14 protein-coding genes and 1 tRNA gene are annotated in these 14,209 nt (G+C 61.9%); 7 read left to right on the top strand and 8 right to left on the bottom strand.

Annotated features, from left to right (window positions below):
* Positions 1–178: 178 nt before the first annotated feature.
* From H7995_RS23445 to H7995_RS23420, 6 genes are all read right to left on the bottom strand, one after another.
* Positions 179–349 (bottom strand): hypothetical protein, encoded by a 171-nt coding sequence (locus tag H7995_RS23445; RefSeq protein ID WP_185819005.1) that lies wholly within the window; start codon positions 347–349, stop codon positions 179–181.
* Complete coding sequence (locus H7995_RS23440) at positions 346–885, bottom strand: hypothetical protein (RefSeq protein ID WP_185819004.1); 540 nt, start codon at positions 883–885, stop codon at positions 346–348. Before H7995_RS23440 ends, H7995_RS23445 begins: the two co-directional genes overlap by 4 nt.
* Positions 886–915: 30 nt before the next feature.
* On the bottom strand, positions 916–1,428 hold the full coding sequence (locus H7995_RS23435; RefSeq protein ID WP_185819003.1) for a hypothetical protein: 513 nt from the start codon (positions 1,426–1,428) through the stop codon (positions 916–918).
* On the bottom strand, positions 1,425–1,670 hold the full coding sequence (locus tag H7995_RS23430) for a hypothetical protein (protein WP_185819002.1): 246 nt from the start codon (positions 1,668–1,670) through the stop codon (positions 1,425–1,427). Before H7995_RS23430 ends, H7995_RS23435 begins: the two co-directional genes overlap by 4 nt.
* Complete coding sequence (locus tag H7995_RS23425; protein ID WP_185819001.1) at positions 1,667–1,870, bottom strand: hypothetical protein; 204 nt, start codon at positions 1,868–1,870, stop codon at positions 1,667–1,669. Before H7995_RS23425 ends, H7995_RS23430 begins: the two co-directional genes overlap by 4 nt.
* Before the next feature lie 763 nt (positions 1,871–2,633).
* Positions 2,634–2,723 (bottom strand) — tRNA-Ser (locus tag H7995_RS23420).
* Between the two features lie 308 nt (positions 2,724–3,031).
* Here H7995_RS23420 and H7995_RS23415 point away from each other — a divergent pair.
* The 6 genes from H7995_RS23415 to H7995_RS23390 all read left to right on the top strand — a co-directional run bounded on the left by H7995_RS23415 (position 3,032) and on the right by H7995_RS23390 (position 10,657).
* The gene (locus H7995_RS23415) at positions 3,032–3,721 is read left to right on the top strand and encodes a crotonase/enoyl-CoA hydratase family protein (RefSeq protein WP_166592490.1); all 690 of its coding nucleotides are present in this window, start codon (positions 3,032–3,034) and stop codon (positions 3,719–3,721) included.
* A 315-nt stretch (positions 3,722–4,036) separates the two neighbouring features.
* Positions 4,037–4,759 carry a 1-acylglycerol-3-phosphate O-acyltransferase gene (locus H7995_RS23410; RefSeq protein WP_166592491.1) on the top strand — a complete coding sequence of 241 codons (723 nt, stop codon included), beginning with the start codon at positions 4,037–4,039 and terminating at the stop codon, positions 4,757–4,759.
* Between the two features lie 105 nt (positions 4,760–4,864).
* The gene (locus tag H7995_RS23405; RefSeq protein ID WP_166592492.1) at positions 4,865–5,836 is read left to right on the top strand and encodes a magnesium and cobalt transport protein CorA; all 972 of its coding nucleotides are present in this window, start codon (positions 4,865–4,867) and stop codon (positions 5,834–5,836) included.
* A gap of 275 nt (positions 5,837–6,111) precedes the next feature.
* Positions 6,112–7,290, top strand: coding sequence for an efflux RND transporter periplasmic adaptor subunit (locus H7995_RS23400; protein WP_185819000.1), 1,179 nt, complete (start codon positions 6,112–6,114; stop codon positions 7,288–7,290).
* Complete coding sequence (locus tag H7995_RS23395) at positions 7,291–9,264, top strand: MacB family efflux pump subunit (RefSeq protein ID WP_166592494.1); 1,974 nt, start codon at positions 7,291–7,293, stop codon at positions 9,262–9,264.
* Between the two features lie 7 nt (positions 9,265–9,271).
* A complete protein-coding gene (locus H7995_RS23390) occupies positions 9,272–10,657 on the top strand; it encodes an efflux transporter outer membrane subunit (RefSeq protein ID WP_185818999.1) in 1,386 nt (461 codons plus the stop codon).
* A 489-nt stretch (positions 10,658–11,146) separates the two neighbouring features.
* On the opposite strand, the gene H7995_RS23385 is transcribed toward H7995_RS23390, so the two are convergent.
* Positions 11,147–12,322 (bottom strand): MFS transporter, encoded by a 1,176-nt coding sequence (locus H7995_RS23385; RefSeq protein ID WP_166592496.1) that lies wholly within the window; start codon positions 12,320–12,322, stop codon positions 11,147–11,149.
* A 133-nt stretch (positions 12,323–12,455) separates the two neighbouring features.
* On the opposite strand from H7995_RS23385, the gene H7995_RS23380 reads away from it, so the two are divergent.
* Positions 12,456–13,061 carry a TetR/AcrR family transcriptional regulator gene (locus H7995_RS23380; RefSeq protein ID WP_166592497.1) on the top strand — a complete coding sequence of 202 codons (606 nt, stop codon included), beginning with the start codon at positions 12,456–12,458 and terminating at the stop codon, positions 13,059–13,061.
* 164 nt (positions 13,062–13,225) lie between these two features.
* On the opposite strand, the gene H7995_RS23375 is transcribed toward H7995_RS23380, so the two are convergent.
* Positions 13,226–14,206: a GlxA family transcriptional regulator gene (locus H7995_RS23375; RefSeq protein WP_182341476.1), complete on the bottom strand. Its 981-nt coding sequence runs from the start codon at positions 14,204–14,206 to the stop codon at positions 13,226–13,228.
* Positions 14,207–14,209: the final 3 nt, after the last annotated feature.

Raw genomic sequence — 14,209 nt, 5'->3', positions numbered from 1 at the left:
GCTTCCGGCTGGAAGGCTCTATCTCGATGGTTGTAGCCTGAAACGGGGACATTCCCCAGCCTACCTGCTGCCCCCAAACGCCTTTCGCCGGACAGCAGCAAACCGACGTAGTCAGTTAGGCCATTGGCTTGACTATCGGCTGAGTGGTGTCAGAGGGAAGGCGGGGAGTATACAGAAGTTACTTGGCGGGCGTTGCTTTCATCGCATCAAGGTACGACTCAACAATGTAAGCCATGAAGTTGCGAACTGACATGCCGTGCTGATTCGCATAGAGGTTCATGGTGCGGAACTGCTCGGCAGGAAGGCTGAAGCCAAGAGTTCGCGTTCCAACTAGTTGTGTGTCTCTCATGCTGCTACGTCCTGTTTCTCTTTTGTCTTAGACTTTGACGTGTAAGCCTTGAGTAGGTCAGCAAGAGCAAATGCTTCCTCATCGGCCTTATGCTTGGCTTCGGCTGCCGCTTTAGCTTCGGCCTGCTCACGAGCTCTACGGGCAATAGTAAATTCCATCTGCTTCTGCATTTCTGAAATGTTAGAGGCGTATCGAAGCTCATCATATTCCGCCGACGCCATCTCAGTCAGCTTAGGAAGTTCTGCTGCAATCATTTCATCTGTCTTCCGGAGGGTGCAGGTAAAGAACAATGGCTTATAGTCGGCCCGATGAACCGTGTATCCCTTCTGGATGAGTACTTGTAGTTCGACCAGGGACTCCTTTAGGGGTTTTTCGAAAGTCACATCGATGTAGGCTGCAAGCCCCCGCCAATGCAATCCCTCTGAGCGTGAGTAGTACCGCCCCTCCGCCTTATCAATAAGCTTTTGAAGTTCATCAGCATCATGCTTGAAGAACTCCACTACCTTGTTGCCGTACTCGTATCTATTGGTTGTCATGTGTGTTTGTTCCTTGTGGATTGTTTGTGGTTACTTACTGCGGCCGCGTTTGGAGTCGCGGTGCATTCGTTGTAGCATCTTTGCAGTTTCGGAACGTGTCTTGCCGTTCTTGTACACAGGGTCTTCGGTACGACTCTCTGTGCGTGCCTTGAAGGCCGCCAGGGCTGATTCCAGAGCTGGAACAGTTAGGCCCCGATCAGAGGCTGCCTTGGCCATGAAGGCGTCCATGCTGGCTCTGGCTGCCTTCACTGCTGCACGGGCCTGAGCTTGCTGTAGCGTGGTCTGGGCGAGCTTGGCTTTCAGTTGAGCAACCTTAGCTTCGCCTTGAGCGATTGCCTTGACCTTCGCTCTGTAGGTCTGAAGGTCTGAAAGAGTGGCTACCATGCCTGCTGGAAATACATTGTCCTCCAGGAGGTTAAGGTAGTTGAGTTCCGCTTCTGTTGCTTCTACGAAGTCTGACGTTGAGGACTTTAGTTGCTCATTGCTATATGAGAGGATCGCTCCGTTACTTCTATCAACTTCCAGATATAGAGTGCCGGTCATTGCTGCAACTCCGCTCGATCGCAAATTGCCTTAAAGCGGCGACCAGCGTTAATGTACCGACGGAACACTTTCAAATCAGAAAGTAAGGGCAGAGTGTTAGGCCAGGATTTCCGCCAACTATGCAGAAACATCCAGTCATTCGCTTGTTCGATCACGTAGCAAAAGTTTTGAGGGTCGATTACTCCATCAGTGAGCTGGATAATCTGGTCAGTCGATGCATCTACTTCATGGTAAAGCTTCATTGTGTGGCTTCCTTGTTAACTTTCTCTGCTTCTTGAGCAACGAATTCTTGTTCTAGTTCTGCCTGTGTTTGCTTCTTGGCTGCTCGAAAGTTCTGGCTTTGGCAGACCGCTGAGCACCAACGGGCTCTGTGACTGCGGGCGTAGTAAGTTGCACCACAGTGGTCGCACACTTTACGCTTCAGGGGGTAACGCTTCTTCATGTTGTATATCTCTTGATTTGCATAGGTGAAAAGCAGCAGTCAAATAAACCCCCGAAACTCTAGGTGTAGAGTGCGGGGAGTTTGACTGTTAGGTTGTTCGCACTGAGTAGTGCTTAGACGCTTCTGAGATTTCAGGGGCGTAGAATTAGTGACCGTCTGTGTTGCACTCTGACGGTCAAGAGCGGGCATTGTGCCTATAGAGAATGCCTGTACTCCATAGCCAACATGACAACAATCCATCCTCAGGAAAGTCGATCTTTCTGTACTTGGATCGACAACAAGTGTTGAACAACACAGCTCGGCTAGGATGGGCCAGAACTATGTCGATACAGGAGGGGAACTTGGGAGGGGGTGCGGGTTAGTTCTTTAATGTAGGGCCTAACTATACACCCAAACATGCATTTTGTCAAGTTAAAACTCACACTCAAAGCGATATTGCAACACTTATTTTGCGTTGATGACGGGCGGTTGATAAACCAGATGTGGGGCCATGCGATCGGAACTGATCCATCGCAGATGCCCTGCGACCGTAAGGCATGCTCAGAGTGACACCATGGAAAATGTTAGGGGTGTCGCCCTGCCGGGCTGGCAGATTTGGCGTAGAAACGCCTTTTTGATGCTAGACGGGTGAACATTGGTACAGGTACTGGGATTGGGGCTGCGTGCCGGACGGCGGGAGAGGATCACGAGTAGTACAATTGAGTAGTACAACCGGAAATGAAAAAGCCCCGCAAACCATTGATTTGCGGGGCTTTTCAGAATGTGGCGGTGAAGGAGAGATTCGAACTCTCGATACAGTTTCCTGTATACACACTTTCCAGGCGTGCTCCTTAAGCCACTCGGACACTTCACCGTATCTCTTCAAACAAGTTCTGTCTGTCGAGGCGCGCTAATGTAGTCGAAAGCTTTTCTGATGGCAAACATTTTTTTCAGAATTTTCATGCGCTTAAGACATTTGTTCGGGCACGCGGTTTTGTGGGCAGGGCAAACCGGCCATTCTCCGGCCCGGGCCGTGCCTCTATATAGAGGGGAATGCCGGGTGGCCGTGGCTGGCCATGCCGGGTGCAGCCGGTTTGGCTGACTGGCCGGTCAGTCACGGCGCTTTACCTGGCCGACGGCCATGGGTAACGTCTGCTGCACTTCAATACAAGGAATAGCGTCATGAGTGAGTTGATTTCCTACCACCTCGAAGACGGTATCGCGACCCTGACCTTGAGCAATGGCAAGGTCAATGCCATCTCCCCGGACGTGATCGCCGCGTTTAATACTGCGCTGGATCAGGCCGTGACGGATCGGGCGGTGGTGATCATCACCGGCCAGCCGGGCATTCTCTCCGGTGGTTATGACCTGAAGGTGATGACGGCCGGTCCCAAGGAAGCCGTGAGCCTGGTGACTGCCGGCTCGACCCTCGCCCGCCGTCTGCTGGCCCACCCGTTCCCGGTAATCGTTGCGTGCCCTGGGCATGCGGTGGCCAAGGGTGCGTTCATTCTGTTGTCGGCCGACTACCGGATCGGGGTCGAGGGGCCGTTCAGCATTGGCCTGAATGAAGTGCAGATCGGCATGACCATGCACCACGCCGGCATCGAGCTGGCCCGTGATCGCCTGCGCAAGTCGGCGTTCCACCGTTCGGTGATCAATGGCGAGATGTTCGACCCGCAAGGCGCAGTGGATGCCGGCTTCCTCGACAAGGTGGTCGCGGCCGACGAGCTGCAAGGCGCGGCACTGGCCGCAGCCCGCCAGTTGAAGAAGATCAACATGACCGCCCACAAGAACACCAAGCTCAAAGTTCGCAAGGGCTTGCTGGACGCACTGGACAGCGCCATCGCCCAGGATCAGGCCCACCTGGTTTAACGTCAGGCGCTGCGCTTGCTTGCGATGAACTTAAACACAACGCGTTTATTCAGGTTTCACGCGTCATCGTTTACGTCCATCGCGAGCAAGCCGCAAGCGGGCACCCGCTCCTACAAAGTGCAGCGTTGCCGCCCGGCATCGGGTTTTTTCCTACATTGACCGTTGAAAAGCACTCAAACGCTCTAGTCCGCATCCGTCAGCAGATGTCGGAAACATGCGCTTAAACATCGGCCATCTCCTACCTATATAGCGGCAATTGCCGAAAACAGTGCACATCCGTACACTGCGCCACCTTTTGCTCCGGTGGGCCTGTAGATGCTGTATCTGTTTCGTATGTTGTTGATGGGCCTGCATTTTGTTTTGGCGGGTGTGCTGGGTGTGTTGCTCGGGCTGTGCCGACCGTTCAATCCGGATAACAGCCGATTGTGCGCCCGCCTCTATGCCTGGCCGGCGATGTGCATCCTGCGCCTGCGGGTCAAGACCGACGTCGACTCGCTGACCCACAAAAAGCAAAGCTGCGTGGTGATTGCCAACCACCAGTCCAACTACGACTTGTTTGTGCTGGGTAACGTGGTGCCCCACCGCACCGTGTGCATCGGCAAGAAGAGCCTGAAATGGGTGCCGTTGTTCGGGCAATTGTTCTGGCTGGCCGGCAATGTGCTGATCGACCGCGGCAACGCCCACAAGGCGCGCCAGTCGATGCTCACCACCACCCACACCTTGAAGCACAAGGACACCTCGATCTGGGTATTCCCCGAGGGCACGCGCAACCTGGGCAAGGAACTGCTGCCGTTCAAGAAGGGCGCGTTCCAGATGGCGATTGCCGCCGGTGTGCCGATCGTGCAGGTGTGCGTCAGCAACTACATCAACCACATGCGCCTCAACCGCTGGAACAGCGGCCAGATCCTGATCCGCTCGCTGCCGCCAATCCCTACCGCAGGCCTGACCCTGGACGACATGCCGCAACTGATGGCCCAGTGCCGTGAGCAGATGCGTGAATGCATCGAGGCCATGGACCGCCAACTGCAAGCCGCCTGATTCCCCAGCCCGCGCTGCGGGTTAGCCTCGCTCCGACCTCCCCAAGCAGGCTAAGCTGCACCCTGTTTGTCACTGCCATTGGTCAAGAAGAAGTGAATCGCAATCATGGGTAGAGTCGTTGCGGCCGCGGTCTACAGCGCCGGCAAGAAAGTCACCAATATCACCCTGGATGAAGGCGCGGCCTGGGCGGCAAAGCCCGGGCACTTCGTCTGGATCGGCCTTGAAGAGCCGAGTGCCCTGGAGCTGGCCAACCTGCAACGCCAGTTCAACCTGCACGAACTGGCCATTGAAGACGCCCTGGAAAAACACAGCCGGCCCAAGCTCGAGACCTTCGGTGACGCGCTGTTCATCGTGACCTACTCGCCGGTGCGCCAGAACGGCGTGCTGGAGTTCATCGAGACCCACATCTTCGCCGGCTCGGGCTACATCATCACCTGCCGCAACGGCCACTCGGCCTCTTATGCCCATGTGCGCCAGCGCTGCGAGGCGCGCCCGCTGCTGCTGGAGCATGGCGAAGACTTCGTGCTCTACGCCCTGCTCGACTTCGTGATCGAGAACTACCAGCCGGTGGGTGAAGCGATCCATGGCGAAATCGACGCCCTGGAACACAACGTGCTGAACAGCGCCCTGAACGAGCGGGATATCCAGAACCTGCACGGCCTGCGTCGCGACGTGTTGCGCCTGCGCCGCTACGCCGCGCCCATGGTGGAGATCAGCGAGGAGCTGCAGAAGCTCAAATTCCCGTTTATCGACAAGAACATGCGCCCCTACTTTCGGGACGTGCAGATCCATGTCACGCGGCAGATGGAAGACCTCACCACCCTGCGCGACATTGCCAGCCAGACCATCGAGATCGGGGTGCTGCTGGAGGCGTCACGGCAAAGCGTGGTGCAACGCAAGTTCGCCGCCTGGGCGGCGATCCTGGCGTTTCCGACGGCGGTGGCGGGAATCTACGGGATGAACTTTCAGAACATGCCGGAGCTGAGCTGGCACTACGGCTACTTCGGGGTGCTGGGGTTTATCGGCGTGGGTTGCGCCGCGCTGTGGGGCAGCTTCAAGCGCTCGGGCTGGTTGTAGACGGCAGCGAGCGACACCCGCTCAAGCGGCTTCCCCTTGGCGCATGCGCACGCGGCAATGTTTCTCTCATATAGATTTGAAGCACTGCTTCGATTGCGCCGTAAACAATCCCGACGGGCAGCTGTAACCCTTTGTGTCAGCGCCTAAATTTGCCCGTCAGCCCATCGTATTAAGGACAGTTCCCCGTCACTGCCACTGTTTCTGGCAGGGCCTGGCTGTGGTCGCGCTGTTTGCGCCAGCGGGCACGGGACGATTTCCATTGACCGGAACCCTGCATGAAACACCCGCGAAAGACCCGCCGCGCCCTGCTTGCAGGCCTTTGCCTGATCCCGGTTATGGCCCTGGCTGCCTGGCAGTTCAACGCCCCCGGCCGGGATCAGTTCGCCACGGTGCAGGTCAGCCGCGGCGATATCGAGAGCAGCGTCACCGCCCTCGGCACCTTGCAGCCACGGCGCTATGTCGACGTCGGTGCCCAGGCCTCGGGGCAGATCAAGCAGCTCCACGTCGAGGTCGGGGATGTGGTCAAGGAAGGTCAGCTGCTGGTGGAAATCGACCCCGCGACCCAGAACGCCAAGCTCGATGCCGGGCGTTTTTCCATCGACAACCTCAAGGCCCAGTTGCAGGAGCAACGGGCCCTGCACGACCTGGCCCGGCAGAAATACCAGCGCCAGCAGACCCTCGCCGCCGGTGGCGCCACCCGTGAAGAGGACGTACAGACCGCCCACGCCGAACGGCGCGCCACCGAGGCGCGTATCCAGATGTTCCAGGCCCAGATCCGCCAGGCCGAAGCCAGTCTGCGCAGCGATCAGGCGGAGCTGGGCTACACGCGCATCTACGCGCCAATGGCCGGCACCGTGGTGGCGCTGGACGCCCGCACCGGCCAGACCCTCAACGCCCAGCAGCAGACCCCGCTGATCCTGCGCATCGCCAAACTGTCGCCGATGACCGTCTGGGCCGAAGTCTCGGAGGCCGATATCGGCCACGTCAAACCCGGCATGCAGGCTTACTTCACCACCCTGGCCGGCGGTGCGCGGCGCTGGCAGAGCACGGTGCGCCAGATTCTCCCGGTGCCGCCCAAGCCCTTGGACCCGAGTGGCCAGGGCGGCGGTGGCGGGAGCCCTTCCAGCAGCGGTAAAAGCGGCAGCGCCCGGGTGGTGCTGTACACCGTGCTGCTGGATGTCGAAAACGCCGACAACGCGTTGATGGCGGAAATGACCACCCAGGTATTTTTTGTCGCCGGGGCGGCGAAAGACGTGCTCACCGCCCCGGTTTCGGCCCTGCAAAACAGCGCCAGGGCCGGCCGCCAGCAGGTGCGGGTGGTCGCCAGAAACGGCAGCATCGAAACCCGTGAAGTCAGCACCGGCCTCAGCGACCGCTTGCAGGTGCAGATCCTCGACGGCGTGAATGAGGGCGATCACCTGCTGATCGGTCCGGTCGACGGCAACGAGGGTTGAATGCAGACGCCGCTGATCGACCTCAAAGACATCCGCAAATCCTACGGCGGCGGTGACGCCCCCCACGTGCATGTGCTGCGCGGCATTGACCTGTCGATCCATGCCGGCGAGTTCGTGGCGATTGTCGGCGCTTCCGGCTCCGGCAAGTCGACACTGATGAACATCCTCGGCTGCCTCGACCGCCCGAGCGCCGGGGAGTATCGGTTTGCCGGGGAAAACGTCGCGCAACTGGACAGCGACGCACTGGCGTGGCTGCGCCGTGAGGCCTTCGGTTTTGTGTTCCAGGGTTACCACCTGATTGCTTCGGGCTCGGCCCAGGAAAACGTCGAGATGCCGGCGATCTACGCCGGCATCCCGGCCGCCGAACGGCATGCCCGCGCGGCCGCCCTGCTCGCCCGGCTGGGGCTGGCGGAGCGCACCGGCAACCGTCCCCATCAGCTCTCCGGCGGCCAGCAACAACGGGTGTCGATTGCCCGCGCACTGATGAACGGTGGCCATATCATCCTCGCCGACGAACCCACCGGCGCCCTCGACAGCCAGAGTGGCGCCGAGGTCATGACCCTGCTCGATGAACTGGCGAGCCAGGGTCACGTGGTGATCCTGATCACCCACGACCGCGAAGTCGCGGCCCGGGCCAAGCGCGTCATTGAAATCCGCGACGGGCTGATTATCAGCGACAGTGCCGCCGACAACCCGCAGGTCCAGCGGTCGGCCAACCCCGGCGCCCTGCAGGCTGTCGACCTGCGCCAACGCCTGAGCCAGGGCAGCGCAGCCAGCGGCGCCTGGAAAGGCGAACTGCTGGATGCCGTACAGGCGGCCTGGCGGGTGATGTGGATCAACCGCTTTCGCACCGCCCTGACCCTGCTCGGGATCATCATCGGCGTGGCCTCGGTGGTGGTGATGCTGGCGGTGGGCGAAGGCAGCAAGCGCCAGGTGATGGCGCAGATGGGCGCCTTTGGCTCGAACATCATTTACCTCAGCGGCTCGGCGCCAAACCCGCGCACGCCACCCGGCGTAGTCACCCTCAGCGACGTCGCGGCCCTGGCCCGCCTGCCGCAGGTCAAGCGCATCATGCCGGTCAACGGCGCGGAGGCCGGGGTGCGTTTTGGCAACGCCGACCACCTGAGCTACGTCGGCGGCAACGACACCAACTTCCCGGCGATCTTCAACTGGCCGGTGGTCGAGGGCAGCTACTTCACCGAGGCTGACGAGCGCAATGCCGCGGCGGTGGCGGTGATCGGCAAGAAGGTCCGCGACAAGCTGCTCAAGGACGTCGCCGACCCCATCGGCCAGTACATCCTGATCGAAAACGTGCCCTTCCAGGTGGTCGGCGTGCTGGCGGAAAAAGGCGCCAGCTCGGGCGATCAGGACAGCGACGACCGCATCGCCATCCCCTACTCGGCCGCCAGCGTGCGCCTGTTCGGCACGTATGAGCCGGAATACATCGCCATTGCCGCCGCCGATGCGCGCAAGGTCAAGGAAGCCGAACAGGCCATCGACCAGTTGATGCTCAAGTTGCACAACGGCAAGAAGGACTACGAGCTGACCAACAACGCCGCGATGATCCAGGCCGAGGCGCGCACGCAAAATACCCTGTCGCTGATGCTCGGTTCGATTGCCGCGATTTCCCTACTGGTGGGCGGCATCGGGGTGATGAACATCATGCTCATGACCGTGCGCGAACGCACCCGCGAGATCGGCATCCGCATGGCCACTGGCGCCCGGCAACGGGACATCCTGCGCCAGTTCCTGACGGAAGCGGTGATGCTCTCGGTGGTCGGCGGCATAACCGGGATCGCCCTGGCCCTGCTGGTGGGCGGCGCGCTGATCCTCAGTGAAGTGGCCGTGGCGTTTTCCCTGTTCGCGGTCCTCGGCGCCTTCGGCTGCGCCCTGGTCACCGGCGTTATCTTCGGCTTCATGCCGGCCCGTCAAGCTGCCCGGCTCGACCCGGTCACGGCCCTTACCAGTGAATGATCGAACGATGAAGTCGCCTTTGAGCCTGCTCTGCGCGTGCCTGCTGCTCGGCGCCTGCGCAACCCCCGCCGAGCACCCGGACAGCGGCATCAGCGCGCCGCCCGCCTGGCAATCGCCCGTCAGCGCCAGCACCGACGAAAAGCGCCAGCAATGGTGGGCCACGTTCGGCAGCCCGGAGCTGGAGGGCCTGATCGCCCAGGCGCAGCTCGGCAGCCATGACCTGGCGGCCGCCGTGGCACGGGTACGCCAGGCCCAGGCCACGGCGGTGATCGCCGCTGGCCCGTTGCTGCCGCAGGTCCAGGGCGGATTGAATGCCAACCGCCAGAAGTTGCTGCGCGGCAATGGCTACAGCCAACTGGATGCCGACAGCAGCAACCAGGCCGTGGACTACTTTGACGCCAGCCTCAGCGCCAGTTACGAAATCGACTTCTGGGGCGCCCGGCACGCGGCCCGCGACAGCGCGCTGCAAGGGGTGCGCGCCAGCGAGTTCGACCAGGCGACAGTGGAACTGACCCTGCTCAGCAGCGTGGCCAACCGTTACAGCCAGAGCCTGTCGCTGGCCGAGCAAAGCCGCATCGCCGAGCTGAACCTGGGCAACGCGCAAAGCGTGCTGAAACTGGTGCAGACCCGCTACGATTCGGGGTCGGCCACGGCCCTGGAACTGGCCCAGCAAAAGAGCCTGGTGGCGGCCCAGCAGCGGCAATTACCGCTGGTGCAACAGCAGGCCGCAGAAGCATGGATCAGCCTCGCGGCCCTGCTCGGTCGTCCGGTGCAAGCGCTGCCACGCAGCCACCTGACGTTCGCCCACATGAGCTGGCCGAGTATCGCCAGCGGGGTGCCCAGCGACCTGCTCAGCCGCCGCCCGGACATCGCCCGCGCCGAAGCGCAACTGGCGGCCGCCCAGGCCGACGTTACCGTGGCCCGTGCGGCGATGCTGCCCAGCGTCACCCTGAGTGCCAACATTGGCTCGGGGGCCGACACCGTCGGCGACCTGTTGCGCAGTCCGTTCTACAACCTCACGGCCGGGCTGGTGGCGCCGATCTTCAACAACGGCCGCCTGAGCGCCGAACGCGACCGCGCCACCGCGCGCCAGAAAGAGCTGCTGGAGCATTATCGCGGGGCAATCATCAATGGCTTCGCCGACGTCGAAAAAGCCCTCACCAGCATTCGCGGCCTCGACCAGCAGCGCCAATGGCAAACCGAGGAACTGGCCCAGGCCCAGACCGCCTTCGACATCGCCCAGAGCCGCTACCAGGCCGGCGCCGAGGATCTGCTCAGCGTGCTGGAAACCCAACGCACCCTGTTTGCCGCCCAGGACTTGAACGTGCAACTGCGCCTGGCGCGGTTGCAGGCCAGCATTGGCTTATACAAAGCGTTGGGGGGCAATTGGTGAGCTGACGATGCAGGGCACTGGCACGCCCCACGGTCGCTACCGGCCAGCGTCAGAAGCTGAACTCGAGTCCCACCTCTTAACGTCTAAACATACAAGCGAGCCGGGCGGCGCCGCGTGTGCTCGCGATAAGGCCAACAGCCGGAGTGCTACCGCGAGCAAGCCGCTGCCACAGGCAATGTGACGGCCCGTACATTTTGCGTATGGCCAGCATGGCGAGGCTTGCCTGGGATGGCGGTGGGTCAGGGGCCATAATTGCTGGCTGTGCCGGCCCTATCGCGAGCAAGCTCGCTCCCACAAAGGCATCCCACAGAAATAACCCACCCAGAAAAAGCAGGCCGGCCGGTAGCAGCAACGCCCTGGACTGCTGCTACCTCGAAGGTCGCACCGTCACGGCGAACATGACCTACAACTTCTAAACCCCCACCGTCAAACGCCGCGGCCTCAGGAATGGGGCCGCGGCGTTTTGTCAGAGGAGCCAGGCAGTCCCGATCAGGCCGGCAAGCGACGATAGCTCTGTACCGCCGCCACCAGCACCACCGCCCCCCCGCCAATCGCCAGCCAGAACCCACTGCGCGCGCCAAAGGCGTCCACCAGCCAGCCGGAGCCGGCGGCGCCAATGGCCACGCCGATGCTCAGGCCGGTCACGAGCCAAGTCAGGCCTTCGGTGAGCTTGGCCGGCGGCACGATGCGTTCGACCAGGGCCATGGCGACAATCAGGGTCGGGGCAAAAAACAACCCGGCGATGAACACCGTCAGCGCCAGCCCGACAATATTGCTCGCCAGCAGCAACGGCAGCGTGGTCAGCGCCGTCGCGACCCCGCCATAGAGAAACAGGCGCGGCAGCGGTACCTCGGTTTTCAGCGCACCAAACGCCAGGCCTGCCAGGCAGGAACCAATGGCATACACCGAGAGCACGATGCTCGCCGCCGCCGGCTGCCCTTGCTGTTGGGCGAAGGCCACGCTGACCACGTCCACCACGCCGACAATGGTGCCCAGGGCGACCATCAGCAGGATCAACCAGCGCACGTGAACCGAGGCGATGGCCGAACCGGGTTGCGCATGGTCATGGGGGTGCACGCCAGGCTCGGTGCTGCGCTGCATGACAAACGCGCTGACCCCAATGGCCAGCGCCAGCAGCGCCGCCAGCGGCCCGGCTTCGGGAAAGACCACCACGCACAGCCCTACCGAGAGTGGCGGGCCGACAATAAAACAGACCTCGTCCAGCACCGACTCCAGGGCGTAGGCGGTTTGCAATTGTGGCTGACCGCGATAGATCTCGGTCCAGCGCGCCCGCACCATCGCCGACATGCTCGGCATGCAACCGGCCAACGCGGCGAACACAAACAGTGTCCAGTGCGGTGCCTGCAAGCGCGTACAGAGCAACAGCAGCAACAGCGCACCACCGCCCACCAGAGCCGCGATGGGCAGCACCCGGCCCTGGCCGTAGCGGTCGACCAGGCGCGACACCTGGGGTGCACACACCGCCGTGGCCAAGGCGAAGGTCGCGGCCACGGCTCCGGCCAATGCATACCCGCCGTGGAGCTGCGAAAGCATGGTGATCAGGCCGATGCCGGTCATGGATATCGGCATGCGCGCAATCATCCCGGCCAGCACAAAGGCCCGGCTGCCGGGTGCCTTGAACAAGGCCGAATAGGGGTTTGCCATCAGGTTCCATCCTCTTATGGGGCATGTAACTTGCCATAAAGCGTCAGCGTGGTAAAAATACATACGCTGCGTATGTACAAAATCATGCAAACATACGCGTCGTATGTCAAACCGAAAAACCGTGAGGGACACCATGGGCCAGCGACCACGCGCCGAAATGATCGAGCAGACCCGCGCCAAACTGATCAGCAGCGCCCGCCACGCCTTCGCCACCCAAGGCTATGGCCACACCTCGATGGACGACTTGACCGCTCACGTCGGCCTGACGCGTGGCGCGTTGTATCACCATTTCGGTGACAAGAAAGGCCTGCTGGCGGCGGTGGTCGCCCAGATCGACGGCGAAATGGACGCCCGGCTCGACGCGATCTCAGCCAATGCCAGCGACCCCTGGAGCGGCTTCTGCCAGCGCTGCACCGCGTACCTGCAGATGGCCCAGGAAACCGAGATCCAGCGCATCATGCTGCTGGACGCCCCGGCCGTACTCGGCGACCTGACACTGTCGCTGCAAATGGACTGCATCGCCACCCTGACCCGCCTGCTCGAACAGTTGATGGACCGGCAGACCATTGCCGTCGCCCCACCCCAAGCCCTGGCACGCTTGATCAACGGCAGCCTGGTGCACGCCGCGCTGTGGATCGCCCGCGATCCAGCCCCCGCCGAACGCCTGGAGGAAGCGTTGGCGGGCCTGGCGCTGATGTTGCGCGGCTTGCGCATCGACGGCGCAAGTCAACCGACCTGAACCTGAACTCCCCGGCCGGCGCGCCAGTCTGCCATCGAGAGGAGGTGCAGCGAAGCAAACCGGAGACGATGCCCCGGATGGATACCGTAGCGAAGGAACCATTAGCCGCCATCACCCCAGCAACGGATAAACCCACAAAACCCAAGATCAAGAACACCACAGCCTCACCGCAAATCCTCCCGCGAAAACCGCTCGCGATAAACCTGCGGCACCACCCCCATGGCCCGCAAAAAACTCCGACGCAAGGTCTCCTCACTGCCAAACCCACACTGCACCGCGATGCGCTTGATCGGCAGACCGGTATCGCTCAACAGACGGCGCGCAGTTTCCACGCGGATCCGCTCGATGGCGCGTGCCGGGGTCTGGCCGGTGTCGGCGCGGTAGTGGCGGATGAAGCTGCGTTCGCTCATGCCCGCTTGCAGCGCCAACGCCGGGATACCGAGGTCCAGGCTGAGGTTGTCGGCGATCCAGGCGTGCAGGTCGTCGAAGCGCTTGCCCTGCTGCTGCAGGTCCAGGGTCACGCTGAACTGTGCCTGACCACCTGGGCGCTTGAGGAACACCACCAGTTGCCGGGCGACTTCCAGGGCCATCGCACGCCCCAGGTCGGCCTCCACCAACGCCAATGACAGGTCGATGCCCGCCGTGACCCCGGCCGAGGTCCAGACCGGGCCGTCGTTGATGAAGATGGGGTCGGGTTCGACCTGCAGGCGCGGGTGTTGCCGGGCCAGTTGCTCGCAACGGGTCCAGTGGGTCGCCACTCGCCGCCCATCGAGCCAGCCGCTGGCCGCCAGCAGGAAAGCCCCGGTGCAGACCGAAGCCACCCGTCGCGAAACCGTCGCCTGCTGGCGCACCCAATCCACCAGCGCCGGGTCTTGGGCCGCCGCATACACCCCCCAGCCACCGGCGATGATCAGGGTGTCGGAGGCCGTCTCCGGCAAGGGTTCGGCGAGCAGGGCCAGGCCAGCAGAAGACAGCACCGCGCCACCACCCGGGCTGATCACCTGGGGCGCATAGGGCGTCGGCATCCCGCGCTGGGCGGCAACATCATTGGCCGAGGCAAATACCTGCAGCGGCCCGGTGACGTCCAGCAACTGCACCTTGGCGAAGGCGAGCACATGAATGGGTTTCGGCGGGGTCGTAGACATTGG

It is taken from the genome of Pseudomonas kielensis (genome assembly GCF_014236655.1).
Lineage (GTDB): Bacteria > Pseudomonadota > Gammaproteobacteria > Pseudomonadales > Pseudomonadaceae > Aquipseudomonas > Aquipseudomonas kielensis.
The sequence above is the reverse complement of the archived record's forward strand: the minus strand, read 5'-3'. Positions and strand labels throughout refer to the sequence as shown.

Excerpts from the sequence above, each read along its gene's own strand:
- H7995_RS23445 (WP_185819005.1), bottom strand. The coding sequence starts at position 349 with ATGAGAGACACACAACTAGTTGGAACGCGAACTCTTGGCTTCAGCCTT.
- H7995_RS23440 (WP_185819004.1), bottom strand. The coding sequence starts at position 885 with ATGACAACCAATAGATACGAGTACGGCAACAAGGTAGTGGAGTTCTTC.
- H7995_RS23435 (WP_185819003.1), bottom strand. The coding sequence starts at position 1,428 with ATGACCGGCACTCTATATCTGGAAGTTGATAGAAGTAACGGAGCGATC.
- H7995_RS23430 (WP_185819002.1), bottom strand. The coding sequence starts at position 1,670 with ATGAAGCTTTACCATGAAGTAGATGCATCGACTGACCAGATTATCCAG.
- H7995_RS23425 (WP_185819001.1), bottom strand. The coding sequence starts at position 1,870 with ATGAAGAAGCGTTACCCCCTGAAGCGTAAAGTGTGCGACCACTGTGGT.
- H7995_RS23415 (WP_166592490.1), top strand. The coding sequence starts at position 3,032 with ATGAGTGAGTTGATTTCCTACCACCTCGAAGACGGTATCGCGACCCTG.
- H7995_RS23410 (WP_166592491.1), top strand. The coding sequence starts at position 4,037 with ATGCTGTATCTGTTTCGTATGTTGTTGATGGGCCTGCATTTTGTTTTG.
- H7995_RS23405 (WP_166592492.1), top strand. The coding sequence starts at position 4,865 with ATGGGTAGAGTCGTTGCGGCCGCGGTCTACAGCGCCGGCAAGAAAGTC.
- H7995_RS23400 (WP_185819000.1), top strand. The coding sequence starts at position 6,112 with ATGAAACACCCGCGAAAGACCCGCCGCGCCCTGCTTGCAGGCCTTTGC.
- H7995_RS23395 (WP_166592494.1), top strand. The coding sequence starts at position 7,291 with ATGCAGACGCCGCTGATCGACCTCAAAGACATCCGCAAATCCTACGGC.
- H7995_RS23390 (WP_185818999.1), top strand. The coding sequence starts at position 9,272 with ATGAAGTCGCCTTTGAGCCTGCTCTGCGCGTGCCTGCTGCTCGGCGCC.
- H7995_RS23385 (WP_166592496.1), bottom strand. The coding sequence starts at position 12,322 with ATGGCAAACCCCTATTCGGCCTTGTTCAAGGCACCCGGCAGCCGGGCC.
- H7995_RS23380 (WP_166592497.1), top strand. The coding sequence starts at position 12,456 with ATGGGCCAGCGACCACGCGCCGAAATGATCGAGCAGACCCGCGCCAAA.
- H7995_RS23375 (WP_182341476.1), bottom strand. The coding sequence starts at position 14,206 with ATGTCTACGACCCCGCCGAAACCCATTCATGTGCTCGCCTTCGCCAAG.